The sequence below is a fragment of the Kovacikia sp. CALU 1929 genome (assembly GCF_056784235.1).
Genome location: NZ_JBXBCF010000092.1, coordinates 24,584 through 47,544 on the forward strand (window position 1 = coordinate 24,584; position 22,961 = coordinate 47,544).

General features: G+C 49.5%; 27 protein-coding genes and 3 pseudogenes. 21 read left to right on the plus strand and 9 right to left on the minus strand.

What is annotated here, in order from left to right; all coding sequences use genetic code 11:
• The first annotated feature begins 120 nt into the window (after positions 1–120).
• The 4 genes from AC1S52_RS25760 to AC1S52_RS25775 all read left to right on the plus strand — a co-directional run bounded on the left by AC1S52_RS25760 (position 121) and on the right by AC1S52_RS25775 (position 3,202).
• Entirely contained in the window at positions 121–930 is an 810-nt protein-coding gene (locus AC1S52_RS25760) for a hypothetical protein (RefSeq protein WP_482031907.1), read from the plus strand.
• 259 nt (positions 931–1,189) lie between these two features.
• On the plus strand, positions 1,190–1,480 hold the full coding sequence (locus tag AC1S52_RS25765; RefSeq protein ID WP_482031908.1) for a nucleotidyltransferase family protein: 291 nt from the start codon (positions 1,190–1,192) through the stop codon (positions 1,478–1,480).
• Positions 1,470–1,808, plus strand: coding sequence for a HepT-like ribonuclease domain-containing protein (locus tag AC1S52_RS25770; RefSeq protein WP_482031909.1), 339 nt, complete (start codon positions 1,470–1,472; stop codon positions 1,806–1,808). Before AC1S52_RS25765 ends, AC1S52_RS25770 begins: the two co-directional genes overlap by 11 nt.
• A gap of 11 nt (positions 1,809–1,819) precedes the next feature.
• A complete protein-coding gene (locus tag AC1S52_RS25775; RefSeq protein ID WP_482031910.1) occupies positions 1,820–3,202 on the plus strand; it encodes a pentapeptide repeat-containing protein in 1,383 nt (460 codons plus the stop codon).
• Between the two features lie 266 nt (positions 3,203–3,468).
• Here the strand turns inward: AC1S52_RS25775 and AC1S52_RS25780 are convergent, their stop codons facing one another.
• Positions 3,469–4,689, minus strand: coding sequence for a phosphoglycerate kinase (locus AC1S52_RS25780; RefSeq protein ID WP_482031911.1), 1,221 nt, complete (start codon positions 4,687–4,689; stop codon positions 3,469–3,471).
• A gap of 195 nt (positions 4,690–4,884) precedes the next feature.
• Here AC1S52_RS25780 and AC1S52_RS25785 point away from each other — a divergent pair, with 195 nt between their 5' ends.
• A complete protein-coding gene (locus AC1S52_RS25785) occupies positions 4,885–5,289 on the plus strand; it encodes a universal stress protein (protein ID WP_482031912.1) in 405 nt (134 codons plus the stop codon).
• A gap of 415 nt (positions 5,290–5,704) precedes the next feature.
• Positions 5,705–6,547, plus strand: coding sequence for a ribosome biogenesis GTPase YlqF (gene ylqF, locus AC1S52_RS25790; RefSeq protein WP_482031913.1), 843 nt, complete (start codon positions 5,705–5,707; stop codon positions 6,545–6,547).
• 102 nt (positions 6,548–6,649) lie between these two features.
• Here ylqF and AC1S52_RS25795 read toward each other — a convergent pair whose 3' ends face one another.
• A complete protein-coding gene (locus AC1S52_RS25795) occupies positions 6,650–7,831 on the minus strand; it encodes a glycosyltransferase (protein ID WP_482031914.1) in 1,182 nt (393 codons plus the stop codon).
• A gap of 796 nt (positions 7,832–8,627) precedes the next feature.
• Here AC1S52_RS25795 and AC1S52_RS25800 point away from each other — a divergent pair.
• The 3 genes from AC1S52_RS25800 (at position 8,628) to AC1S52_RS25810 (ending at position 9,626) form a co-directional block, all read left to right on the plus strand.
• Complete coding sequence (locus tag AC1S52_RS25800; RefSeq protein WP_482031916.1) at positions 8,628–8,921, plus strand: hypothetical protein; 294 nt, start codon at positions 8,628–8,630, stop codon at positions 8,919–8,921.
• Positions 8,879–9,277: a hypothetical protein gene (locus AC1S52_RS25805; protein ID WP_482031917.1), complete on the plus strand. Its 399-nt coding sequence runs from the start codon at positions 8,879–8,881 to the stop codon at positions 9,275–9,277. Before AC1S52_RS25800 ends, AC1S52_RS25805 begins: the two co-directional genes overlap by 43 nt.
• 145 nt (positions 9,278–9,422) lie before the next feature.
• Positions 9,423–9,626 (plus strand): hypothetical protein, encoded by a 204-nt coding sequence (locus AC1S52_RS25810; RefSeq protein ID WP_482031918.1) that lies wholly within the window; start codon positions 9,423–9,425, stop codon positions 9,624–9,626.
• Here AC1S52_RS25810 and AC1S52_RS25815 read toward each other — a convergent pair.
• From AC1S52_RS25815 to AC1S52_RS25845, 7 genes are all read right to left on the minus strand, one after another.
• A complete protein-coding gene (locus tag AC1S52_RS25815; protein WP_482031933.1) occupies positions 9,623–9,994 on the minus strand; it encodes a toll/interleukin-1 receptor domain-containing protein in 372 nt (123 codons plus the stop codon). The genes AC1S52_RS25810 and AC1S52_RS25815 overlap by 4 nt on opposite strands.
• 157 nt (positions 9,995–10,151) lie before the next feature.
• Positions 10,152–10,568, minus strand: a complete 417-nt coding sequence (locus AC1S52_RS25820; RefSeq protein ID WP_482031919.1) for a hypothetical protein — start codon at positions 10,566–10,568, stop codon at positions 10,152–10,154.
• Positions 10,552–11,043: a PIN domain-containing protein gene (locus tag AC1S52_RS25825; protein ID WP_482031920.1), complete on the minus strand. Its 492-nt coding sequence runs from the start codon at positions 11,041–11,043 to the stop codon at positions 10,552–10,554. The genes AC1S52_RS25820 and AC1S52_RS25825 overlap by 17 nt, the downstream gene beginning before the upstream one ends.
• Positions 11,027–11,296: a UPF0175 family protein gene (locus AC1S52_RS25830; RefSeq protein ID WP_482031921.1), complete on the minus strand. Its 270-nt coding sequence runs from the start codon at positions 11,294–11,296 to the stop codon at positions 11,027–11,029. Before AC1S52_RS25830 ends, AC1S52_RS25825 begins: the two co-directional genes overlap by 17 nt.
• A gap of 75 nt (positions 11,297–11,371) precedes the next feature.
• Entirely contained in the window at positions 11,372–15,025 is a 3,654-nt protein-coding gene (locus AC1S52_RS25835; protein ID WP_482031922.1) for a HEAT repeat domain-containing protein, read from the minus strand.
• Positions 15,022–15,348, minus strand: coding sequence for a CU044_2847 family protein (locus AC1S52_RS25840; RefSeq protein ID WP_482031923.1), 327 nt, complete (start codon positions 15,346–15,348; stop codon positions 15,022–15,024). Before AC1S52_RS25840 ends, AC1S52_RS25835 begins: the two co-directional genes overlap by 4 nt.
• 39 nt (positions 15,349–15,387) lie before the next feature.
• A complete protein-coding gene (locus AC1S52_RS25845) occupies positions 15,388–15,561 on the minus strand; it encodes a hypothetical protein (RefSeq protein ID WP_482031924.1) in 174 nt (57 codons plus the stop codon).
• A gap of 111 nt (positions 15,562–15,672) precedes the next feature.
• Here AC1S52_RS25845 and AC1S52_RS25850 point away from each other — a divergent pair, with 111 nt between their 5' ends.
• From AC1S52_RS25850 to AC1S52_RS25905, 12 genes and pseudogenes are all read left to right on the plus strand, one after another.
• On the plus strand, positions 15,673–17,271 hold the full coding sequence (locus AC1S52_RS25850; RefSeq protein WP_482031925.1) for a class I SAM-dependent DNA methyltransferase: 1,599 nt from the start codon (positions 15,673–15,675) through the stop codon (positions 17,269–17,271).
• A 124-nt stretch (positions 17,272–17,395) separates the two neighbouring features.
• Positions 17,396–17,524, plus strand: a complete 129-nt coding sequence (locus AC1S52_RS25855) for a hypothetical protein (protein ID WP_482031926.1) — start codon at positions 17,396–17,398, stop codon at positions 17,522–17,524.
• Positions 17,511–17,735, plus strand: a complete 225-nt coding sequence (locus AC1S52_RS25860) for a type II toxin-antitoxin system HicB family antitoxin (protein ID WP_482031927.1) — start codon at positions 17,511–17,513, stop codon at positions 17,733–17,735. Before AC1S52_RS25855 ends, AC1S52_RS25860 begins: the two co-directional genes overlap by 14 nt.
• Before the next feature lie 4 nt (positions 17,736–17,739).
• Positions 17,740–18,051 (plus strand): nucleotidyltransferase family protein, encoded by a 312-nt coding sequence (locus tag AC1S52_RS25865; RefSeq protein WP_482031928.1) that lies wholly within the window; start codon positions 17,740–17,742, stop codon positions 18,049–18,051.
• A gap of 80 nt (positions 18,052–18,131) precedes the next feature.
• Positions 18,132–18,389 (plus strand): annotated as a pseudogene (locus AC1S52_RS25870) (HepT-like ribonuclease domain-containing protein); the annotation flags it as partial.
• A gap of 98 nt (positions 18,390–18,487) precedes the next feature.
• Positions 18,488–19,780: a restriction endonuclease subunit S gene (locus tag AC1S52_RS25875; protein ID WP_482031934.1), complete on the plus strand. Its 1,293-nt coding sequence runs from the start codon at positions 18,488–18,490 to the stop codon at positions 19,778–19,780.
• Positions 19,777–20,112: a DUF6883 domain-containing protein gene (locus AC1S52_RS25880; protein ID WP_482031929.1), complete on the plus strand. Its 336-nt coding sequence runs from the start codon at positions 19,777–19,779 to the stop codon at positions 20,110–20,112. Before AC1S52_RS25875 ends, AC1S52_RS25880 begins: the two co-directional genes overlap by 4 nt.
• Positions 20,109–20,357, plus strand: coding sequence for a DUF4926 domain-containing protein (locus AC1S52_RS25885; protein ID WP_482031930.1), 249 nt, complete (start codon positions 20,109–20,111; stop codon positions 20,355–20,357). The genes AC1S52_RS25880 and AC1S52_RS25885 overlap by 4 nt, the downstream gene beginning before the upstream one ends.
• A gap of 1 nt (position 20,358) precedes the next feature.
• Complete coding sequence (locus tag AC1S52_RS25890) at positions 20,359–20,568, plus strand: DUF4926 domain-containing protein (protein ID WP_482031931.1); 210 nt, start codon at positions 20,359–20,361, stop codon at positions 20,566–20,568.
• A gap of 141 nt (positions 20,569–20,709) precedes the next feature.
• A pseudogene (locus tag AC1S52_RS25895) lies at positions 20,710–20,862 on the plus strand (DUF2442 domain-containing protein); the annotation flags it as partial.
• Positions 20,863–21,021: 159 nt separating this feature from the next.
• Positions 21,022–21,879 carry a type I restriction endonuclease gene (locus tag AC1S52_RS25900; protein ID WP_482031932.1) on the plus strand — a complete coding sequence of 286 codons (858 nt, stop codon included), beginning with the start codon at positions 21,022–21,024 and terminating at the stop codon, positions 21,877–21,879.
• A 15-nt stretch (positions 21,880–21,894) separates the two neighbouring features.
• A pseudogene (locus AC1S52_RS25905) lies at positions 21,895–22,683 on the plus strand (DEAD/DEAH box helicase family protein).
• Positions 22,684–22,961: the final 278 nt, after the last annotated feature.

Here is a 22,961-nt window from a genome sequence, read left to right on the forward strand (position 1 = left end):
AATCTACCCATTCATTCACAATCTGACGGCAAAGGCGATCTATTGGCGTACCTGAAAACCCGTCCCTAGATTCCTAAGTCCAAGTAAGTGAAGGTTTATAGCTTTAGAGATTTAGTTAATATGCGATTTACTCACTTTATGAAACACGCAGCCATCTTAACTATCTTGCTATTTTTAGCTAGTTGCTCAAATTCAAGCAGTCAAAATGCAAGCCAGTCATCACCTGCAAGTCCTTCCAGTTCTCCAGTTACTCCTGAAGCCCCAACAAAACAGGTTGACTCATTCGCTGATGGAGTAAATAAAGCTACTAATGCAGCAAAGCTTGCTCAAACAGCAAAGTCTTCAGGCGAATGGAGTCAAGTGGCGGCAGAATGGCGATCTTCTATTAGTTTCATGCAGTCTGTACCCTCATCAAGCTCAAATTATGAGGCTGCAAGACAGAGAGCAGAGGCATATCAGAAGAATTTGGCTTATGCTCAACAAAATGCTAATCCATTGCAACAAGGGCAGATGAAAATCCAAAAAGCTCAGATTATCCGTGGGGAAAAAGTTTTCACAAGCCTTAAAGGGATTTATCAAACTGCTGGAGAAGCTACTGATACACCTGTCGTTAGAGTCATTATTCCTCAGACAAGATGGCAAAAACTATCTAAATCAGATCGAATTAGCTTAACGATGTATACGGAAAGTTTGGTTTCAGTTGTTAAGTCCAATCCCTCGAAGTATGTCTCAACTCCTTCATCTACCCCTACATACAATACTTTTGTGAGTAAAATCGCAAATCTATGTCAAGATTGTTGGTCAATTGTCCTGAGTTACAAAGATAGTCAACCTTACGGTATTGATGAAACTATCGTTCAAGGGGACACGCCATGGATGAGCGATGACCCGTGCTGTAGAGGAATCAAATCGTCTGAGTTTCGCAAGTAGACAACATATTGATCATGGCTGCATAACAACCCCAATGCACACCGATCGCCGAGAGGCTAGCTGCGGAGCGTTGAAGGTTACTGGCGGCGGGTGATTGGGAACGTTATGTAGCTTTAAATATCGGTGGGGGCGCAAGCGGAAACCTGTCTGGTGGGGTGCGATGACCAAATCGCTATGAATCTTTCGTGGAGAAGTAATTGGGAGGTGATTGGTGAGATACAATCCCCAATAGGTTCTTCTTTGCGTTACAGGTTGAGTAATGAGGCAACAGGAAGCCCTTGCAGTACTAACAAACCATCAGAACACGCTGAAGACTTTTGGCGTGAAGTCTTTGATCCTATTTGGCTCCGTGGCAAGGGATGAAGCGCGAAAAGACAGCGATGTCGATCTGCTAGTAGAGTTTGATCGTCCGGTTGGGTTGTTCACGTTTGTACGCTTAAAACGTTACCTAGAGGAAATTTTAGAAAGTTCGGTTGATCTGGGTACGCCCGACTCCCTCAAACCTTATCTACAAGAACCCGTTTTCCGGGAGGCGATTCGTGCCTTCTAGAGATTGGCAGAATAGAGTAAGAGACGTGCTCGCCGGGATCGCGGAGATTCGGGACTTCACAAACGAAATAACCTTTGAGGAGTTTCAAGGCGATCGAAAAACGATCAGGGCAGTCTTGTATAACCTTGCAATCATTGGTGAAGCAGTTCGTAGCATACCACCCGATGTGGAGGCTTCACACCCTGAAATTCCCTGGGACGATGCACGTGGAATGCGAAATATTGTGATTCATGAATATTTTCAGGTGAATCTATCTATCATCTGGCACACGATTCAAGAAGACCTTGTTTCATTAGAGTTATCACTTCGCCAGTTGATAAACCCTTAAGGAAATCTGTGATGGCGAACGAGGAACACTTAGAAATTCTTAGCCAGGGTATTGAAATTTGGAATGACTGGACAGGTGAAAATCCAAACATTGTGCCTGATTTAAGTGGCGTAATTTTAAGCGGGGCAGTTTTAAGTAAAGCGAATTTTTTTGGTAGTAACCTTAATGGAGCAATTCTAAGTGGAGTAATTTTAAGTGAAGCTGATTTCACAGGTGCTGATCTCAGTGGAGTGGTTTTGATTGGAGCGATTTTAAGTAAGGCAGTTCTTTTCGGCGCTAATCTTAGAGGAGCTAATTTGGGTGAAGCAAATTTAAACAAAAGTATTCTAAGTCAAGCTGATCTTAGTAGAACTATTTTACGAGGAGTAAATTTAAGTGACGCCACCCTTAGCGGAGCAAACCTACGCCAAACTAATTTAAGTGGAGCTAATATTAATGATTCTGACTTTGTTAATGCTGATCTGACTGGTGCCAACTTAAGCAGAACTCAAGCATTAGGAACAGATTTCACAGGAGCAATTTTTACAGCTACTTGTTTAGAAGATTGGAATATCAATACCGGCACTATTTTAGATGATACTGATTGCCAGTATGTCTATTTGAAATCGGGAAATCAAGAGCGCCGTCCCAGTAGTGGAGCTTTTGCTCCCGGTGATTTCAACAAGCTTTTCCAAAAAGCTTTAGGTACAGTCGATCTAATTTTCAGAAGTGGAGTAGATTGGAATGCCTTACTGATTTCTTTAGAGAAACTAAGAGTTGAAGCAGAAGGCAGGGAGTTATCAATTCAGGCGATTGAAAATAAAAAAGATGGGGCATTTGTCGTTCGAGTGAATGTGCCCCTAGGAGCAGATAAAGCAAAATTAGAAAAATCTCTGAAACAGAAATATGAAACAGCTCTCAAGTCTATCAGCGAAAAATATCGGTATCAACTACAGGCGAAAGATCGGGAAATCGAAGCTTATCGATACCAAAATGCTAATTTGATGGAGATTGCCAGACTAATGGCGAGTAGACCAATTAATGTGGAAACAAAGGCAACAGTGGAGAATCAGATAGTGTGTGGAGACCGACACATCGATACAGGTGGTGGCAATTATATTGAATCTAACACCGGGACATATGTTCAGGGTAATTACATTAATATGAGTAACGACTTAAGCAGCGCAGCAATGCAAATTCAAGACTTGATTGAGCAGTTGCAAAAGAGAGGTGTGACAGTCGATGTGGCTCAAGAGCAAGTAGCGGAAGACATCGCAACTCAGTCCCAAACAAATTCGACAGTCAAAGCAAAGTTGTTAAAGTGGGGGCAATCATTGGGGGATGCAACAGTGAGTGATGTCGTCAAAGGGGCTGTTAAATTGGCTATTCGTTCCGCAGGAATTCCCTTGCCTTGAGCTTGTAGAGAAGCGATGGAAGCATAACATAAACCCCAATGCACCCGACCGCCGAGAGGTTATCGGTTAGATCTCAGGTCTATGTGCGGCGGGTGATTAGGAACGTTGTTCTGCTTAAGTTTTTGGTGAGGTAGCCCTGTTAGCTTCTAGAGAACTTGGGCGGAGTTTGGAAAAAAACACCCCCACCCGAATTATCGACTCCCCAAACAAGGGAGAAAGGGTGAGGGCTGAGGGTGTGAGGAAGGGGCAAGGCAAAAGGCAAAACCCTAAGCGTCGTTCAGGGCTGCAATGCCGGGAAGTTCTTTGCCTTCCAGCAGTTCCAGGCTGGCACCACCGCCGGTAGAAATGTGGCTCATTTGATCGGCAACACCGACCTTTTCAACTGCTGCGACAGAATCTCCACCCCCAATGATGGTCGTGGTTCCGGTTTTGGTCAAGTCTGCCAGGGTATGGGCGATCGCCTCTGTCCCTGCCGCAAATTTATCAAACTCAAACACGCCCATTGGTCCATTCCAGATCACTGATTTGCAGTCTGCCAATGCTTGCTGGAAAACCTTGATTGAGTCAGGACCGATATCCAGACCCATCCAACCATCGGGAATGCTTTCGACACTGACCGTCTGGGCATTGGCATCGGGAGAGAAGTTGTCAGCTACAACGACATCCGTCGGTAGCAGAAGGGCTACGCCTTTTTCCTTCGCCTTTGCTTCCAGCGACTTCGCCAGATCCAGGAATTCATCCTCAACCAGGGATTTACCCACACTCAGACCACGAGCTTTGTAGAAGGTGAAGATCATGCCACCGCCGATCAGCAGTTTGTCTACCTTTTCCAGCAGGCTCTCAATTACGGTAATCTTGCTGGAAACTTTGGAACCACCAATGATTGCTGCCAGGGGACGCTGCGGATTATCGATCGCCGCCTGCAAATATTTCAGTTCTTTCTCAATTAGAAAGCCAGCCACCGACGGGCTAAGGTAATGAGTCACCCCTTCTGTGGAGGCGTGGGCGCGGTGGGCGGTGCCAAACGCATCATTGACATATAGATCAGCCACCGATGCCAACTGTTTGGCAAATGCCGGATCATTCTTTTCTTCCCCAGGATGGAAACGGACATTTTCTAACAAAAGCACATCCCCGTTTTGCAACGCCGAGACCGCTGTTGTCACCTCATCCCCAATACAATCGCTGGGTTTTGCAACCGGCTTACCCAATAGTTCTGAGAGCCGCTTTGCAACGGGAGTTAAACGAAACTTATCCTGGGAACGGGCAGCAAAGTCATCACCCTTGGGACGCCCAAAGTGACTGGTTAAAATGACCTTTGCACCCTTGGACGTAAGCTCTTGAATTGTTGGCAGGGCAGCCCGAATGCGCGTATCGTCTGTAATGCTGCCCTGATCGTCCAGCGGCACATTAAAATCAACCCTGACCAAAACCCGCTTACCTGATAAATCAGAGGACGATAAATTTGCTACAGTCTTTTTGGGCACCGGACCAACCTCCTAACTGAATTAATAAGTTTTTTTACCTATTGTCATCTTCTCATGAACTTAACAAAATTTGTCATTTTGGTTATGGGTCATTTGTTAGGGGGAGCAGGGTCGGGTGTCAGGTGTTATAGAACAATCAACCACTAAAAACTAACAACTAGCGCCAAGTGACCAACAACCAAGGAGCGATCGCTGATGTTTAAGACCATTCTTTTTCCGATTGATCAGAGCCGTGAGTCGCGGCAGGCGGCTGAAACAGTTGCCAAGCTTGCCAAAATCCACGGTAGCCGTCTGATTTTACTGTCGGTTGTAGAGGTGCCGGATGGGGAGGTGCCGGGGGATGTGATGACCTCGCCAGAGGCGATCGCTGAACTCCTGGAAAGTGCCAAAACTCTTTTTTCCCAACAAGGGCTTGAAGCTGAAGCGGTTGAACGCGAAGGCAAACCCGCCTTCACCATTTGCGACGTTGCGGATGAAGTTGAAGCCGATTTAATTGTGATGGGCTGTCGGGGGTTGGGGCTAACGGACGAAGGGGTTTCCGATAGCGTGACCAACCGGGTGATTAACCTATCTCCCTGTCCAGTGTTGATTGTGCCTTAAAGCCTATCCAAAAAGCCTTAACCGCTAAAGCCCAACACTAAACCCCAGGAAGTTTTCGGATAGGCTTTTAGGGTGGTAGATCGTGGGTCGTAGGGGAGAGAAATGCCAGTTGTTGGTTGTTGCAGAAGGGAGGTGTTCGATGTCTGGTGTTAATGTCTATAGTTATGGCTTGGCTGTGAGCCTCAGCCAAACGGTCAGTAACACAGCGCGTTTACTTTTAACTCTTTACCCCCACTACTTGGTTACCTGCACCTAATACCAATTCTTTATGCGGCTCCACTGAACAAGAGGCTTAAGCCCCTTGCCTGACATAGGTTAATTCTGCTCATCCTGAAATGAAATTGGTATAACGCCCAACCCTCAACTCAAAACTCTCCACTCTCAACTCTTCCCCCTTCCCCTTCCCCTATTTCTAATGTCTTCCCCTCCAATTCAGTGGTATCCCGGTCACATTGCCAAGGCTGAGAAGGCTCTACGGGAGCAGCTTAAGCTGGTTGATGTCGTGCTGGAAGTGCGAGATGCCCGCATTCCGTTATCGACTGAGCACCCTCAGGTTAAGGAATGGCTTGGCAGTAAAGAACGGGTACTGGTTCTGAACCGGCTGGATATGATTCCGGTACCAGTGCGGGAGCAATGGACTACCTGGTTTAGGGCGCAGGGAGAAGAACCCTATTTCACCGATGCCCAGCATGGCAAGGGGATCGAAGCTGTCACGAAAGCCGCGCAAGCAGCGGGGTTACAGATGAATCAGCGGCGGCACGATCGCGGGATGCTGCCCCGTCCTGTCCGTGCTGTGGTGATTGGCTTTCCCAATGTGGGCAAATCTGCCCTGATTAATCGATTACTCAAGCGGCGCGTGGTGGAAAGTGCCCGCCGTGCGGGTGTGACCCGCCAACTACGATGGGTCAGAATTTCTGAGCAGATTGAATTGCTGGATGCCCCTGGTGTTTTGCCTTCTCGCTTGGATGACCAGCAAGCCGCAATAAAACTAGCCATTTGTGACGACATCGGCGAGGCGGGCTACGACAATCAGCGAGTTGCCGCTGCGCTTGTCGATCTATTGAAGGAGCTTCAAGTTTCCTCCCTATTGCAGAACCGTTATCAACTGGATGCTACATCTATGACCGGCGAAGATTACCTGCACAGTCTGGCAGAAGTTCGCCATCAGGGGAATGTAGAACGCACTGCCCGCGAATTTCTCCATGACTTTCGCAAAGGTACTTTAGGCGCGATCGCCCTCGAATTGCCACCAGAGTAGGGGCAGGGAACGTTGAGAGTTGAAAGTTGAGAGTTGAGAGTTAGGAGTTTTTAACTCTTCCCTTCCCCCTTCCCCCACTACTTACCCCTCACCCCTCACCCCTCACAGAATCCCCATTCCCTTGAGAGTCTGCCGTAACCGTTCTGCTTCAGGGGAACTCTGCTGGGCATGAAGCGCGATCGCCTGTTGAAAGGCTTTGACACTTTCTCCTACCCTGCCAATTTTCAATAGCACCACACCCAGGTTTTGATAGGCATCGGCATAGCTGGGATTCAGAGCAATTGCCTGCTGGTAACGGGCGATCGCTCCCTCCAGATCTCCGGTTGCTTTTAGTGCCAACCCCAGATTGAACTGTCCAATGGCAAATGATGGGTCAATGTCTACAGCCTGTTGAAAAAGGGCTGTGGCACCAGCGGAATCTCCCTGCTCCTGACGCAAGCTGCCCCAGTTGGTGTATGCTCCTAACTTTAAACGGGGCGAAACGGGTTGCTCGGTTGCCATCCGGTAGTGGTGTTCTGCTTGGGGCATTGCTTGCAACTGACGGTAGGCACTGCCGAGATGATAATGCAACTCACACAGAACCGGAGGTTCAACCAGAGAGGATGCCAACCCCTGTTCCAGCAGTTTTAGTCCCTGGGAGAAGTTACCGCAGTCAAGATACAGCGCTCCCAGTTTGTTGCAAATATAGGCATCATCTGGATGAGTAGTGAGATAGTGTTCCATTGTGGTGCGGGCACGGTCTAGCTTACGACGATGGGTAATTGCATCAGTGCCGTAACCCGTATGGGCGATCGCCACTCCTGGTAGTTCCACCACCTGCCAGTGGGGTTCCTGGTTTAAAATGGTTGCCACGCTGTCATCGATCAACTCGTGATAAGGGCGAGAAAATCGGATATCGGGACGATTGCGAAATACCCGTGAAATCAGCGAATTGGGATGGTTGCCGACCTCCCGCCTGAGGAGAGTAACGACCAGTGCATCTTTGTGCTCAATCGCCTGTTTTAATCGAGAACCCATCCCCGGTTCTAAGATCTCGTCGGCATCCAGAACCAGCACCCATTCACCTTTGACGTATTGCAGGGACTCATTCCGGGCAGCCGCAAAGTCGTTGCCCCAGGTAAATGAATAAACCCTGGCTCCGTAATGGCTGGCAACTTCAACGGTGCGATCGGTGGAGCCAGTATCAACGACCACTATTTCATCCACAACTTCCTGAACGCTTTCCAGGCATTGGGGTAGTGCTTCTTCCTCATCCTTCACAATCATGCAAAGGCTCAATTTCATCTCCTACTCCTCCCTTAACTCATACCAATTTGAATTGCAACCACAACAGATCCCGTTACGGGCTTGGCACTGCCAAGCCCCTCCTGAACTTTGATGTGCCTACGAATTCGTTTAACTCGGTATCACCCTTATTCTCCAATCTTCCTGGTTTAAGAGGATGTTATAAAGAGTGTTTCCGGCGGTTAAACACGCCTGCACAAGTAAAGTCTGCCCCCACAGCCTCCACAGACTTTTTGTGTTTGTGAGTCTGGGATAGGAAAAGGGTGATTATCTTGGGATTTTCAACCCAAAAAATAATTTTTGACAGACCATTAGAATTTTCAAGATTCTGGGGATCTGAAAAAGTGAAAGCTCCAGTTCGGTGATGGACTGGAGCTTTCACTTTCCTAACTGCGTCTTAGCCGAGAAACTTTTAACCTAAAAGCTTAAAGGTTTGCCAAAATATCCAACATTCCATGCCCAGTCAGAATTTCAAGTGCAATTAAGGCAACAAAGCCGAGCATTGCCAGCCTCCCACTGTGCCTTTACTGATTTTGTCATTTGACTCAGTAATTGTCGTTTTGACAGAACTTTGTCGTTCAATCAACTGAGGCTCGTTTCGCTTGTATCACAAGGTTTCTAGCGATTTTAGCTGAATTTTCGCTCTGAAAAAGTTTGACACAGTGGTTGTCGCCTATCAAATTTTTGTCACGTTTGGTGACGTTTTTTAGAACTCTGCCAACCAGTTCCTCTCAACTAAGTTTGCCAAGTTGACTGCCGTTTATTAGAGGTTTATAGTAATTTTGTACTGCTTATCATGTCCTTAAAGCCTTCCTTAGAAGAGGAGTTATCAGAGTCGCCAGAAGATCATAGTTCTGAAGAACTGGTAGATACGCCCCGTGAATCCAATGTTATCCATCTTGAGCTTTCACAAGAGTCGAGACGTTGGGTGGAGGCGATTACGAAATTGCGTGAGCCATGCGATCGCAAAACCTATGGTCAGAGGAAGAGGGCAATCGCTAAACAATTTGGTGCCAGTCTGAAGACCATTGAGCGCAAGGTGAAGGATTGGGAAGAGAAGGGCATCGCTGCTTTTACAGAAATCGTGTAGATAAAGGTAAAACACGTGTTAGTGATTATTGGCAAGAATTTGTCCTCAATCAATACAAGCAAGTTACTAAAGAGGGAAAGCGTCGTACGCGACGCCAGGTCGCAATTCAGGTTGAAACACGTGACGATGAATTGTTTGAGAAAGAGCTAAAGCAAAAAAGACCTGAGCTAATTGAATCGTGTGCTGGGTTACCTTACAAAGAGCGTAAAGAGGCAAGATACCAAGAGAAGCTTAGGCTCATTGATTCAGGTGAGATCGATAGTTTTGAGTACCGCAAGGGTTGTGGGACTCCGCCAACTGAGCGAACTGTTTATAGGATGTTGAAGTTGCATGGGAAGCCAACGCAGAAGCCTTAGAGAATCTGAGTGTTTTCAAGGTGACTTCAATATGGGATAAATTCGGCAATTCGTACAATATAGAATTACCAAAATTTAAGAATTAGCCTAAAAGCTGGTTACGATCGCTAGGTCGCTGAAGCTGAGCAGGCACCAAGAACGTTTGATGGCTAGAAAAAAGAAAACCGAATTGCGCCTGTACGTCACGCCTAACCTGGATCGGCTGCTGAAGACGCTCTCTGGTCTGAGTGATCAAACGGTCAGCAGTATTGTTGAGGACACGCTCAGGGACGGTCTGCCTCAGCGCTATAAGGGTTTAATGGAGACGCACAATCTTGGCAAGCTTTTGGAGGATGAGGATGAGGCTTAAGCTCCAGCACTTTTCGTTCGTCTCAACTCGATCGCCACTGCTCGAATCCCTTCCGCAATCTCTTGAAAAGCGGCATCACGATCGCCCCAACTGGTCACAGACTGATGATTCCTGGGTAACACAGGCAACTGGCTAAAGGGCGCACCTTGCCAATCTACCGGACGCAGCAAAATCGGGATGACGCGGGCTTCGCCTGCTTGATGGCGTTCCATTGCCCGGTTAATTTCGATGTTGTAGCAGGTGTGGTCAGCGATCGAGTCGGCACTGATGAGTAGCAATATAATGTCGGCGCTGTTGAGGCGATCGTTGATGACCTGAGCGCGTTCGTCGCCGGGAAGGATTTGGCGGTGGTGCCAACTGGTAATAATTTTTGCTGTTCTAGCAGATTAAGGTGGTTGCCGAGTTGGATTTGCAGGTCGGCATCGCTGGGGGAAATTAGCCAGAGTTGGCTCTAGACGCTAAACATATTCATCAGGAAGGTCGATCGTGATTTGCATAGTTTGAGTTTGCTTAGTTCAATGGTTGTTACTTCCCATCTTCACTGACACCTTCGAGAAAGGCGATACGTGCTACCGCACAGGCGAACGCCAACGCACCTTTTGCCCAGACATTGTTTTCAGCAAAGTGTTCGCCAACTTTGATGCCTGCTTTCTTGCTGCTGTGCCAAAGTCGTTTGAGATTGAGGAAATTTTGCCACCGCTGTTGATCTTGGGCTTCGAGCAGTTTTGCTTCGACTTCAATTATTTGCGGAACGGTGGTCGCATCTGCCAGGGTGGGGTATTTCTGCTGAAGTTGCTCAATAAATTGCTTGTAGTCTGTCAATAGAATCTCAAGATTTTGCTCAGACACATTTTGAAGGTGAGCAATCTGGTCGCCTTGAACGGTTTCGGCAAGGTTGCCAATGTTTGCACCACGGAGATCAAATTTAGGGGCGTTGGACATTGCGGTAATAGTCTTGAAGAAGTTGCTGGACGAGAGTTTGGGAAACGTGAAAGGAGGTTTGTTGAAGTTGAGCGATCGCTGTCGGAAAGTCGATCAGTCCCGTAATTCCGGCACGGTATAGAATGCCAAGTGTGCCAATGATCGGGAGATTGAGTTGTTGAGCGGCAGTTCGAGCATCCAGATCGTCGATGATGACTAAATCGGCTTGAAGTAAGACTGCGAGAGAGATTGCTTCGCATTCTCCAGCACCGAGATAATTGGGCAATGAGAGCAGGGGTTGAGGAACAGTCTGAATATTCAACCATGTAGGAGGATTCATAATCCACTCATGAATGGAGTCGCCAGCCTCTTCATTCAAAAGCTCATTACACACTGCAACTGGAATGGTGACTGATCGAAAGAGTTGCGGGAGTAGGTCAATCTGACCAATGAGAATGAGATAGCAAATCGGAGAGGTGTCACAAAGAACGATCATGGAGAACTTGATCGAGGGTTTGAATCTCTTGCTGAACGTCTTCTAAGGTGAGAGAGCGAATGACTCCGTGCTGTTTGAGAAAGGCATCGGTAGCAAGATGGGAGGGAAGTTGCAGCAGAGCTTGGACTTCGGCAGCACTCATGAGGCGATTTGTGTAGGCTTCGATCGCGATCGCTTCGAGGGCACGTTGGCAGAGTTGGGGGAGATGGGACTGAAAACGGTGTTCCAGGTCTTCGGGGAGGGGGATCTTCATGAGAGTTCCTCTGGTTGGGTAATTTGGTTGCCGTGGACTGTATGGGCAAGGTTGGCGATCGCGGCTCCTCTTAGATCATAGATAATTGGATTGGTCGGGGCGATCGCGGTTTGGGTGGGTTGGGCGATCGGCTTTCTGTGCTGCTAGATGAGCTTGAAAGATTTCGTAGTTGTAGAACTTGCAACGGTTTTGGATAGCAGAAATAGCATTCCAAAAATAATCCTCGCCATGCTGGTGACATAATTGCCACAGATCAGCCAATGATAGGGGATTGCCGATTTTGCTCACCGCCTTTGCTGCACAAAAACGCCTAACCCCGCTTGAATCGTGGAGGGTAGCGAGCAAACCCTCCACAGCTTGTTCACCACCAATATTTCCCAAAGCCTCTGCGACCCTCTCAGGCACCGATATGCCTGAGTCCTGGAGAGCAGCGAGCAACCCCGCTACAGCTTGTTCACTGCCGATGTTCCCCAAAGCCTCTGCTGCCCTCTCACGCACAGCAGTGTCTGAGTCCTGGAGGGCATCAAGCAGCCCTGCCACGGCTTGTTCACTGCCGATGTTCCCCAAAGCCTCTGCTGCCTTTCTACGTACAGAGTTGTCTGAATCTTGGAGGGCAGTGAGCAAACCCGCCACAGCTTGTTCACCACCGATGTTCCCCAACATCTCTGCTGTACTCTCACGCACAAAGTCATCTAAGTCTTGGAGAGCAGTGAGTAGCCCTACCACAGCTTGTTCACTACCAATGTTCCCTAGCGCATCTGCTGCACTCCAACGCACAGCAGTGTCTGGGTCTTGGAGGGCAGTGAGTAGCCCTACCACGGCTTGATCACTACCGATGTTCCCCAGCGCATCTGCTGCTCTCCAACGCACATGGTAATTTGAGTCTTGGAGGGCAGTGAGCAAACCCGCCACGGCGTTTTCACTGCCAATTTCCCCCAACGCCGTTGCTGCACTCTCACGCACAGAGTCGTTTGAGTCTTGGAGGGTAGTGAGCAAACCCGTTACGGCGTTTTCACTGCCGATGTTCCCCAACGCCGTTGCTGCACTCTCACGCACACGGTAATCTGAATCCCGGAGAGCAGTGAGTAACTCTGCTATGGTTTGTTTATTGTCGATTACCCTCAACGCATCTGCTGCACTCCCACGCACACGGTAATCTGAATCCTGGAGAGCAGTGAGTAACCCCGTTACAGCTTGTTCACTGCCGATTTTCCCCAAAGCCTCTGCTGCCCTCCTACGCACATCGTAATTTGAGTGCTGGAGGGCACGGAGCAATCCTGCCACGGTTGGGTCACTGCCGATTGCCCCCAACGCCCCTGCTGCCCTCTCACGCACATGGCCTGCTGCCCTCTCACGCACACGCCAGAATGCCTTCTCACGCACAAATTTGTCTGAGTCTTGTAGGGCACGGAGCAACCCATCCACGGCTTGGTCACTGCCGATTGCTCTCAATGCATCTGCTACACTCTGACGCACAGAGTCGTTTGAGTCTTGTAGGGCACGGAGCAATCCCTCCACGGCTTGGTCACTGCCGATTGTCCCCAACGCCTTTGCTGCCCTCTTACGCACCTGGTAGTCTGAGTTTTGAAGAGCAGTGAGCAACCCCGCCACAGCTTTATCAGAATGACTGGTTTCCCAGCATTGAACTTTAAGGTTGATGGGTAGGAGTTTCGCATCAATCCAGCCGACGGTGGTAGCTTGCCAAGTGGGTTTTACTTCCCCTGCTAACCTTGCCCCCAGCATCAAGTCCACTTCGTCCATTGCCAGCTTGTCTACGCGCAGGGCTTGGTTTTCCTCATCCACCAACGCCAGCATTAATGAAATGGGTTCTGTCCACTTCAGGTAGTTGAGGTAGTCTCGCTTCAGTTGCTCATCGGTCAGGGTTGGCAATAACTTGAGGAGAGATTCCGCCGCGTAATATTCCTGAAGCAGTTGGTGACGAAACTCGATTTGGTCGGTGGTTTGATTTTGCAGTAGGTGATATTTGAGCAAGTCATCCAAGATGTCTCGAACTGGGAATGGCTCATTTGGAAAGACTCGGCTGAGTTCGCTTTCGACTTCATCTCGGTGAATTGCCACTCGAAAATCAACGGGTGTTTTTCCCTGCATCATAATGGCTGCGATCGCCATCAATGCTTTTTTCCACAGGCGGCGATCTGTCAGTGGTTTAACGTCTCCCTTTAGGGCTGCGACTTCGTGCTTCCGCACACTGCTCTCTTCATAGGTACGAGTAAAAACTTGAAATATGCCACCCAAATTATTGGGTAACTGCTGTACGGGCGATTGCTTAAAGACTTCACATAACATCCATAGCAAAAGCGGTGTTTGCCCAAACTCCCGCAACCGATCCTTGAATTGCCGCAGCATCGCCTCCGCCTGCGCTGGAATATAGGCTCGGATGAACGCTTGCATCTGCGGTTCCGTCAGCGGCAACATTTCCAGCTTGCGCTCAATCCCCAGATCGCCGCCCAAGCTCAAATCCCGCGTGGTGAAGATCATTGGGAGTTTGGGATGGTTGTGGCGAAAGGCGATCAGTTCGGTTCGCGCTGGTTCTGAGGGCAATTCATTCACCCCATCAAACAGAAGCAACGCATGGGTCAGCAACCGATCCAGGGGCACAGCCTTGAGGGTCGGGTCGTGGCGGGCAATGGCATTGTGAATCAGGTCGGCGATCGATCCTTGCCAATAACGCAATTCCACCAACACCGGGATGCGAGGCGAGTGGGTTAAGACCTCGGAGGTTTTGGAAACCTCCGAGGTCTGGGAACGCGCTTCTTCTAACAGCAGCTTTGCTAAGGCGGTAGACTTGCCCGAACCCGGTCGCCCAACCAACAACACAGACTCCGGCTTCTCCCCCAGCGCATACTTCCGCAACCCGTCCAATACCGAAAACCGTTCGACCTTTTCTTGCGCTGGCTGCTCTTGTTGCGGCTGTTCTCGCTCCTGCTTTGGCACCGTCTGCACCATCAACCCAACAAAGTCAAACAGCGGGGCTGATTCCTCTACCTGCCGTTGCTTGCCTTCCGCATCGGTCAGCGTGTAATATCGCTGCCACTTTGCGTAGGTGGTGGCGATGGAATTCAAGTAGGGCTGAACGTCAATTTCAGGTTGCTTGTTAATCAGATTGACCCAGCGCCGATCGCCCCCATGAAACGCCTGCTGGAGCGATCGCAATTCAGGAAACTGCTCCAGGATCACACGAGTCGGAATCGCACCTCCACCCAAGTCAAAAGAGCGATCGCGGGTAAATTTCACAATCCCACAAACCTTACCCGTCCGTTGGTTCAGCAGGGGCGACCCACTCATCCCCGGTCGCACCTGCCCCAGGTTAAACAAAATCGAGGCAATCTCACTACCCGTAATGCCATCGCAGTTAAACGTGCGCGGCTCTCCCTGGCGATCGCCTTCATCTGGATAGCCAAACAGATACAGCGGGTCACGAGAGCGAATTTCTTCATCCAGGTAGACACAAGGGGCATTGACATCGGACGGACGGGCTACTTGCAACAGTGCTAAATCGTAGGGGTTCGGTAGCGATCGCTCCACTACTGCTTCCAGTTCCTCCTTCTGCCACCACACCTGAACAGACTCACCTTTTGCCTCCTGCACCACATGAGCACAGGTGAGAATCCAGCTAGGAGCCACAAAGAAGCCCGTGCCCCAGCCCATGCGGCCGGACACGGAAAGCTTCACTGTGCACTGTTGTAGTAAATCCTCTAGCTGACTCATGGTTCAGGCTTCGGCTGGGTTTCCCATTCCAACGTAATTTCCAGGTTGGCTTTACCGGAGCCTTTGACAATAATTGCGGTCAGTTGCCCCGCCTCGATCGCCAGTTCCATGCCAAACTTTACTGTCGCCTTCTTCGGTCTCACCTTTTGAATCGGGGCAGCAATCATCTGCACCACACCCTCGATCGCATCGGCAACCGGCTGAAATTGCTTCGTGTCAAAACTGACATCCTCTCGCCCGGTATTTGTCACCTCAACTTTGACGATTGCTCCATTGGGAAGCTGCACCGGCACAGTTTCGCTACGGGATTCGGCAAAGGTCATGTTCTTCATCTCCTCGCTTGAGTTGCCACATCGACGTTGTTAGGGTTGCTCCGATGCCGTTGGCACTGCCGCCTTCAGGCTCCGAATAAATTCGCGAATCACATCTGACTGAGAGCGATGAGTTGCTTCGCAGTACTGTCTGAGGAGTGCCATCTCTAAAGTCGGCACCCTGACGTTTAAATATTCGATGTAGCGTTTGCCAAGGCGGGGCATTCTGTAAAGATGAGTGAGTTACGCTATGGAACAACTATAATCTCTGGTTGCGGCAGGAGCCAGGTATTCAAACTGGAAACAGGCAGCAGTCTGAGAGTGTGAACCGGAAGCATGGCACGAAAAAAAAACGAGACCAACGGTAAGAACGGCAATGGGGCAAACCTGGGGTTTGAGCAAACCTTGTGGGCAGCAGCAGACAAGATGCGCGGTCACATGGATGCTGCGGAATACAAGCACGTTGCCCTGGGGCTGATTTTCCTCAAGTACATCTCGGATGCGTTCCAGGAACTCTACGATGACCTAGCGGCGCGGCAGGAGACGGACTACACCGACCCGGAAGATCGGGATGAGTATCTGGGGGTGAATGTTTTCTGGGTGCCGAAGGAGGCGCGGTGGTCGCACATTCAGGCGAACGCGAAGCAACCGACGATCGGCAAGTTGATTGATGAGGCGATGCTGGCGATCGAGAAGGAGAACCCGCGACTCAAGGGAGTGTTGCCGATTCAGTATGCCCGACCGGATCTGGATAAGCAGCGGTTGGGGGAACTGATTGACCTGATCAGCAAGATTGCTTTGGGAGATTCTTCTAGTCGATCGAAGGACATTCTGGGACGGGTATATGAGTATTTCCTGGGGCAGTTTGCTGAGAAGGAAGGCAAGGGCGGTGGAGAGTTCTATACGCCTCAGTCGGTAGTGAAGCTGCTGGTCGCCATGATTGAGCCGTACAAGGGACGGATCTATGACCCCTGCTGTGGTTCAGGTGGTATGTTTGTGCAGTCGGAGAAGTTTGTGGAGGCGCACGGCGGACGCAAGGGTGATATTGCCATCTATGGACAGGAGTCGAATCCGACCACGCGGCGACTGTGTTTGATGAACCTGGCAATTCGGGGGATTGATGGCAACATTGGCGATCGCCAAGCAGACAGCTTCATCAATGACCTGCACAAGGACTTGAAGGCAGACTACATTCTGGCAAATCCGCCGTTTAACATCAGCGATTGGTGGAATAACTCGCTCTCCGACGATGTGCGCTGGCAGTATGGCACACCGCCCAAGGGTAACGCCAACTATGGCTGGGTGGAGCACATGATCCATCACCTCGCGCCGAATGGAATTGCCGGGTTTGTGTTGGCGAATGGCTCGATGAGTTCTAACCAGTCAGGAGAGGGGGAAATCCGCAGGGCGATCGCGGAGGCAGATCTGGTGGATTGCATGATTGCGCTGCCGGGGCAATTGTTTTACACGACGCAGATTCCCGCGTGTTTGTGGTTTGTGACGCGCAATAAGAAGGGAATGGTGGGGACAAAGGGCTTTACCACTTTGCGCGATCGCCGGGGTGAGACGCTGTTTATTGATGCCCGAAAGCTGGGTTATCTGGTCGATCGCACCCACCGGGAGTTGACAGATAAGCCTGATGGAGGCGAGATTGCCCGGATTGCAAACACCTATCATGCATGGCGTGGGGAAGCGGGATCGGGTGAGTATGCAGATGTGCCGGGGTTCTGCAAGAGTGCGACGTTGAAGGAGATCCAGTCGCACGGGTATGTGCTGACTCCAGGGCGTTATGTGGGGGCGGAGGAAGTGGAGGATGACGATGAGCCGTTTGAAGAGAAGATGCAACGGTTGACGCAGAAGTTAGAGGAGCAGTTTGCTGAGAGTGCCAGACTAGAAGCAGCCATCCGACAAAACCTGAAAGCGTTGGGGATGTAGGAGGAGCCTGTAAAGCTGGAGCAAGAATGCCTAAAAAAGTGAGAGAGTTGAAGGCAATGCTGCGGAAGGTAGGCTTTGAATGTGTTCGCATTCGAGGCAGTCATGAAGGTGGGTTCATCCGAAGTTGCCAGAATTACCAGTTACGCTGGCGGGTAAAGATGGGAAGGATGCTAAGCCTTATCTAGAAAAGCTAGTGAATGATGCGTTGCAACAGCTAGAAGCCAAGGAGCAGGAAGAAGATGAGTCAACTTAAGTATCGGATGAATATTATTTGGTCTGAGACAGATCAGGCTTACCTGGTGGAGTTGCCTGAATTTGCGACTGAAATTCAGCGCTATTTTACTGATGGCGATACCTACGAGGAAGCTCTTCAGAATGCTCAAGAGGTGCTGGAATTGCTGATTGAAAGCTACCAGGTGGAAGGGAGAGCTTTACCCCAACCGCAAACGTTACAGGCAGCCTGAGAAGATGGAAGCTCAAGTTGACCTGGGAATGGATGATTTAGTCAAGCCCAAGCGGGAGCAGATTCTAGCGATCGCTGCCAAGCATGGTGCTTACAATGTGCGGGTGTTTGGCTCGGTAGCACGGGGGGAAGCGACAGAGGAAAGCGATATTGATTTTTTGGTGGATTATGATTTGGAGAAAATCACGCCCTGGTTTCCGGGTGGGTTGTTGCTGGATTTAGAACAGCTCCTAAACCGCAAGGTGGATATCGCGACGGTGGATATGTTGAAGGAGCGGATTCGCGATCGCGTGTTGGGTGAGGCTGTGGCGCTATGAGGCGTGAGGCGGAACGGCTGCAAGACATGTTGGATGCCATCGAGGCGATCGAGCGATAGACCAGTCAGGGACGGCAGGCGTTTGATGAGCAAGAGTTGATTCAGGTTTGGGTGGTGCATCATCTCCAAATCATTGGAGAAGCGGCAAATTCGTTATCGGCTGACTTGATGAATCAGTACGCAGAGGTGCCGTGGGCGCAGATTGTAGCGTTTAGAAATATTGTGGTGCATGAATATTTCCGGGTATCGCTGAATTTAATCTGGGCGATCGTGCAGAATAATTTGCCAGCGTTGAAGGCGACAGTGGAAAGGATGGTTCAGGAGTTTGGGGGCGCGTGAGGAGAAGATGCAGCGGTTAACAGCAAAGTTGGAGGAGCAGTTTAGGGAGTCATCACGACTGGAGAAAGAAATTCGTCTGAACCTGGGAAGGTTAAGATATCGCAGGTAGAGACGATAACTGGTCAGTCACAACACTAAAGGATTGCGCTGATTGGTATTCTGGGGGAACTCCAAGTACTTCAGTTGTAGAGTACTGGAATGGTGATATTCCTTGGATCACAGCAAGCAGCCTACACGACTTCTACATCAAGGATTCTGAGCGCCGTATAACATCTTTGGGTATGGCTAATGGTACTCGCTTAATGCCTAAAGATACGATTCTGTTTGTAGTTCGAGGCATGAGTCTTAAAACAGAATTCCGTGTGGGCATCACTCGTCGTCCAATGGCATTTGGGCAAGATTGCAAAGCACTGGTTGCAAAAGACGGTGTTGACCCGCTTTTCTTGGCAAATGTTTTAAGAGCAAAGGCTGAGGAAATTTTGGGATTTGTAGATGAGGCGAGTCATGGTACTGGACGGTTAGCGACTGATGCGATTCAAAAGTTAGAGATCCTACTGCCACCACTTGATGAGCAGAAGGCGATCGCCCACATTCTCGGCACCCTCGACGACAAAATCGAACTCAACCAGCAGATGAACCACACGCTAGAGAGCATTGCCCGTGCCCTCTTCAAATCCTGGTTCATCGACTTTGATCTCGTCCGCGCCAAGATAGATGGACGACAACCCTATGGCATGGATGCTGAAACTGCTTCTCTATTTCCTGATGAGTTTGAGGATTCAGCGATCGGCAAAATCCCGAAGGGTTGGAAGGTTGGAGTGATGGAGGATGAGTTCCAAATCACAATGGGGCAGTCGCCTCCAGGCTCAACCTACAACAAAGAAACTGATGGATTGCCTTTTTATCAAGGGTGTACAGATTTTGGCTTTCGCTATCCGTCGGTTCGAGTTTATTGCAATGCTCCGACACGCTTTGCAGATTCAGGAGATACCTTAATTAGTGTTCGTGCCCCGGTTGGAAGTATCAATATGGCAAATGAGAAGTGCTCTATTGGTCGGGGAGTTGCTGCGGCTAGGCACAAACAGGGTAGCCGATCCTACACCTACTACACAATGCACGGACTCAATGAACACTTTGCCCGTTTTGAAGCAGAGGGAACTGTGTTTGGCTCAATGAATAAAAAAGACTTTCTTTCCATTCCTTGCTTTATTCCTCCAGCAGTAATCATAAGTGCATTCGAGCAATCAGCATTTCTGCTAGATCAACGTATAGAGAACCAAGAGCACCAAACATTAACTCTTACTTCAATCCGTGATGCCCTACTGCCAAAACTGCTCTCTGGCGAGATCCGCGTCAAGGATGCTGAGAAAGTTGTCGAGGAGGTGGCGTGAAGATTCCAGAGAATGCCATCATTCCTGCTGCCAAGCTGACCCGCTATTTGCTGGTGCTGCGTCCTCGTAATGACAAGTCTAAATTTTTGGCTCAAGCAGGATTTACCGCCGAAAACCCTCAAGACCTGATGGCGGCATTGCGCCAACTCATACGATTGAATGATGCGTTGGAAGACCGTACTGATGAATATGGCACTTACTATCAAGTTAAAGGCATTTTGCAAGGTGCTAATGGTATTTCTCTCAATGTCGTCACAGTTTGGCTACAACGGATGATAGACCAGCAATTTCAATTCATTACCCTGATTCCCAACAAGGAGGCAGATTCATGAAACTAGAGCTATACCAGGAAATTGCCCTCAATCGAGACTTTTCTGAATACAACTTACATCGGGGTGATATTGCCACTCTAATTGACTATGTGCCCCATCCATCAGGGGGTGAAGAAGGAGCCGTTTTGGAGATATTCAATGCTCTGGGAGAATCTGTTTCAGTGGTCACGGTTCCTGTTTCCAGCCTGGATGCCCTGCAACCCAACGATATTTTGTCAATCCGTCGCTTAGCTCAGGCATCATAGAATGAAGCTCCTAGACGCAGTTGCTCTAACCGAAGATTTACCCGATCTCAACCTATACAAGGGGCAGGTGGGTACGATCGTCGAAGTCTATGAACCTAACGTCTTTGAAGTCGAATTTGTTGACCTCAAGGGCAAAACCTATGCTTTAGAAACCCTAAATGCCCAGCAGTTAATGCAACTCTACTATGCTCCCCTACCCCAAATCGCATGATATTTGGATTTTGATGCCATGTTGAATGATATTGTTGCGGTCAATCCTTTAGAAGACTACAAACTCTATTTGAAATTTGAAGATGACGTTGAAGGGGTGGTTGACATTTCTGAGTTGATCTAGTTTACAGGTGTCTTTGAACCGCTCAGCAATCCAGCTTACTTTGCCCAAGTCACCGTCAACCCAGAACTCGGCACTATCTGCTGGGAAAACGGCGCAGACCTCGATCCAGATGTGTTGTATGCCCTTGTTGCCCAGCGACCTTTACCCGTATACGCTCAAACTCAAACCTAATGAAACTTTCAAAAGGACAGGGTCTAGCCTCTGGAACAACTGATTGGTTGGCTGCAAGTCCGATAAATTCCCAATTGCTGACAACTGGGCGATCGTTTAGAACCGTGCTGGAAGATATGGGAATCCTTGTAGAAAGAAATAGGTTCACCAGGACGGCACATGAGCAAGTTTACCGAATCAGACGTTGAAGAAGCTGCCCTCTATTACTTTGATCAGTTGAGCTATACCGTTCTGGGTGGTCCTGATATTGCCCCTGGTGAACCCTGTACCGAACAAAGCAGCTATGCCGATGTCGTGCTGGTCGATCGCCTCCGCTCTGCCCTGATTCGGCTCAACCCTCAAGTCCCACCCGACGAAATCCAATCGGCGATTCAGCAAGTCCTCCGCCCCGAAACTCACAACCTCTACGACAACAACCAACGCTTCCATCGGCTCCTGACCGAAGGCGTTCCCGTTTCCTACCCTGGCATAGATGGACGCACTCAACACGACCAGGTATGGCTGATCGACTGGAACAACCCTGACCATAACGACTGGCTCGTCGTTAACCAGTTCACCGTCATCGAAAACCACGCTGGTCGCCAAAACAGCCATCATCGCCCCGATGTCGTGGTCTTTGTCAACGGACTCCCCCTCGCCGTCATCGAACTCAAAAACGCCGCAGACGAAAACGCCGACATCGACAAAGCCTTTAACCAACTCCAGACCTACAAAAGTAACATTCCCAGCCTCTTCACCACTAACGAAATGCTGGTGGTTTCCGATGGCATTACCGCCCGCATTGGCTCCCTTACGAGCGATCGCGATCGCTTCATGCCCTGGCGCATTCCACCCCGTTCTCAGGCAGAAGTTTTGCCTTTTCCCTCCCAACCCAAAGCCGCTGAATCTGGTGGAACCTATGCCGTCAGCGTTTCACCCAATGCGCCTGAACTGGAAGTTCTAATCAGCGATGTGTTTGAGCGATCGCACTTTCTCGACCTGATCCGCTACTTTGTCGTGTTTGAAGTGGATGGCTAAGCTCTAGTCAAAAAGATGGCAGGCTATCACCAATACCACGCCGTCAACAAAGCCGTTACCGAAACCGTCACAGCCACCGCCCCCGAAGGCGATAAGAAGGTAGGCATCATCTGGCATACCCAGGGGTCTGGTAAAAGCTTATCGATGGCATTCTATGCCGGAAAAATCATCTAGCATCCGGCAATGGCAAACCCCACCCTGGTTGTGCTGACCGATCGCAACGACCTCGACGAGCAGCTTTTCACCACCTTCTCCAAATGCCACGAACTGCTGCGCCAGCAACCTGTCCAGGCAGTAGACCGGGCTGACCTCAAAGACAAACTCAACGTCGCCTCCGGTGGAGTCGTCTTTACCACCATCCAGAAATTTGCCCCAGACAAACCCGGTGGCGCATACGAAGTCATCTCCCCTCGCCGCAACATCGTCTTCATTGCCGACGAAGCCCACCGTTCCCAGTACGGGCTATCGGCACGAGTCATCAAAACCAAAGACAAGGAAACTGGGGAACAGGGAGCATACACCGCCTATGGGTTCGCCAAATATCTGCGCGATGCCCTGCCCAACGCCTCCTTCATCGGCTTTACCGGAACTCCGATCGAAGCCACCGATAAGAACACCAAACAAATCTTTGGCGACTATATCGACATCTACGACATCCAACGAGCCGTAGACGACAAAGCCACCGTCAAAATCTTCTACGAAGCTCGCCTTGCCAAATTCAGGTTAGAGCAAACGAAATTTTGGCTAAAACAGTTGCTCAACTTCGCTCACAGGGAACACAGGATACTACAACCCAAAAAGTAGATCACAAGAACAGTAGTGATGAAAACGACAAAAATGAGCGTTCAAAGACTAAACGCAAATTATCTGATTTGTTATTTGAAGCTTACGCTTCTGCTGAAGATAACCTCAGTCGATGTGCGATCGTCCACTTGCTAAAAAATAGACTTGTTGCGGAATAAGAATTTTTAAGGGAAATTCTTCCCTTGTCAGTTCCATCGAAGTTAAGCCGCCATCAAATAGAAGTTCCATAGCCCCGTTGCGGTCAACATCGAACGGTCATCAAAATTAGTCACACGATT

Coding starts and splice junctions, on each gene's coding strand:
- AC1S52_RS25860 (WP_482031927.1), top strand. CDS start 17,511: ATGAGTCAACTTAAGTATCGGATGAATATTATTTGGTCTGAGACAGAT.
- AC1S52_RS25785 (WP_482031912.1), top strand. CDS start 4,885: ATGTTTAAGACCATTCTTTTTCCGATTGATCAGAGCCGTGAGTCGCGG.
- AC1S52_RS25820 (WP_482031919.1), bottom strand. CDS start 10,568: ATGTCCAACGCCCCTAAATTTGATCTCCGTGGTGCAAACATTGGCAAC.
- AC1S52_RS25840 (WP_482031923.1), bottom strand. CDS start 15,348: ATGACCTTTGCCGAATCCCGTAGCGAAACTGTGCCGGTGCAGCTTCCC.
- AC1S52_RS25885 (WP_482031930.1), top strand. CDS start 20,109: ATGAAACTAGAGCTATACCAGGAAATTGCCCTCAATCGAGACTTTTCT.
- AC1S52_RS25825 (WP_482031920.1), bottom strand. CDS start 11,043: ATGATCGTTCTTTGTGACACCTCTCCGATTTGCTATCTCATTCTCATT.
- AC1S52_RS25890 (WP_482031931.1), top strand. CDS start 20,359: ATGAAGCTCCTAGACGCAGTTGCTCTAACCGAAGATTTACCCGATCTC.
- AC1S52_RS25845 (WP_482031924.1), bottom strand. CDS start 15,561: ATGCCCCGCCTTGGCAAACGCTACATCGAATATTTAAACGTCAGGGTG.
- AC1S52_RS25810 (WP_482031918.1), top strand. CDS start 9,423: ATGGCTAGAAAAAAGAAAACCGAATTGCGCCTGTACGTCACGCCTAAC.
- AC1S52_RS25760 (WP_482031907.1), top strand. CDS start 121: ATGCGATTTACTCACTTTATGAAACACGCAGCCATCTTAACTATCTTG.
- AC1S52_RS25765 (WP_482031908.1), top strand. CDS start 1,190: ATGAGGCAACAGGAAGCCCTTGCAGTACTAACAAACCATCAGAACACG.
- AC1S52_RS25900 (WP_482031932.1), top strand. CDS start 21,022: ATGAGCAAGTTTACCGAATCAGACGTTGAAGAAGCTGCCCTCTATTAC.
- AC1S52_RS25865 (WP_482031928.1), top strand. CDS start 17,740: ATGGAAGCTCAAGTTGACCTGGGAATGGATGATTTAGTCAAGCCCAAG.
- AC1S52_RS25795 (WP_482031914.1), bottom strand. CDS start 7,831: ATGAAATTGAGCCTTTGCATGATTGTGAAGGATGAGGAAGAAGCACTA.
- AC1S52_RS25775 (WP_482031910.1), top strand. CDS start 1,820: ATGGCGAACGAGGAACACTTAGAAATTCTTAGCCAGGGTATTGAAATT.
- ylqF (WP_482031913.1), top strand. CDS start 5,705: ATGTCTTCCCCTCCAATTCAGTGGTATCCCGGTCACATTGCCAAGGCT.
- AC1S52_RS25800 (WP_482031916.1), top strand. CDS start 8,628: ATGTCCTTAAAGCCTTCCTTAGAAGAGGAGTTATCAGAGTCGCCAGAA.
- AC1S52_RS25850 (WP_482031925.1), top strand. CDS start 15,673: ATGGCACGAAAAAAAAACGAGACCAACGGTAAGAACGGCAATGGGGCA.
- AC1S52_RS25830 (WP_482031921.1), bottom strand. CDS start 11,296: ATGAAGATCCCCCTCCCCGAAGACCTGGAACACCGTTTTCAGTCCCAT.
- AC1S52_RS25835 (WP_482031922.1), bottom strand. CDS start 15,025: ATGAGTCAGCTAGAGGATTTACTACAACAGTGCACAGTGAAGCTTTCC.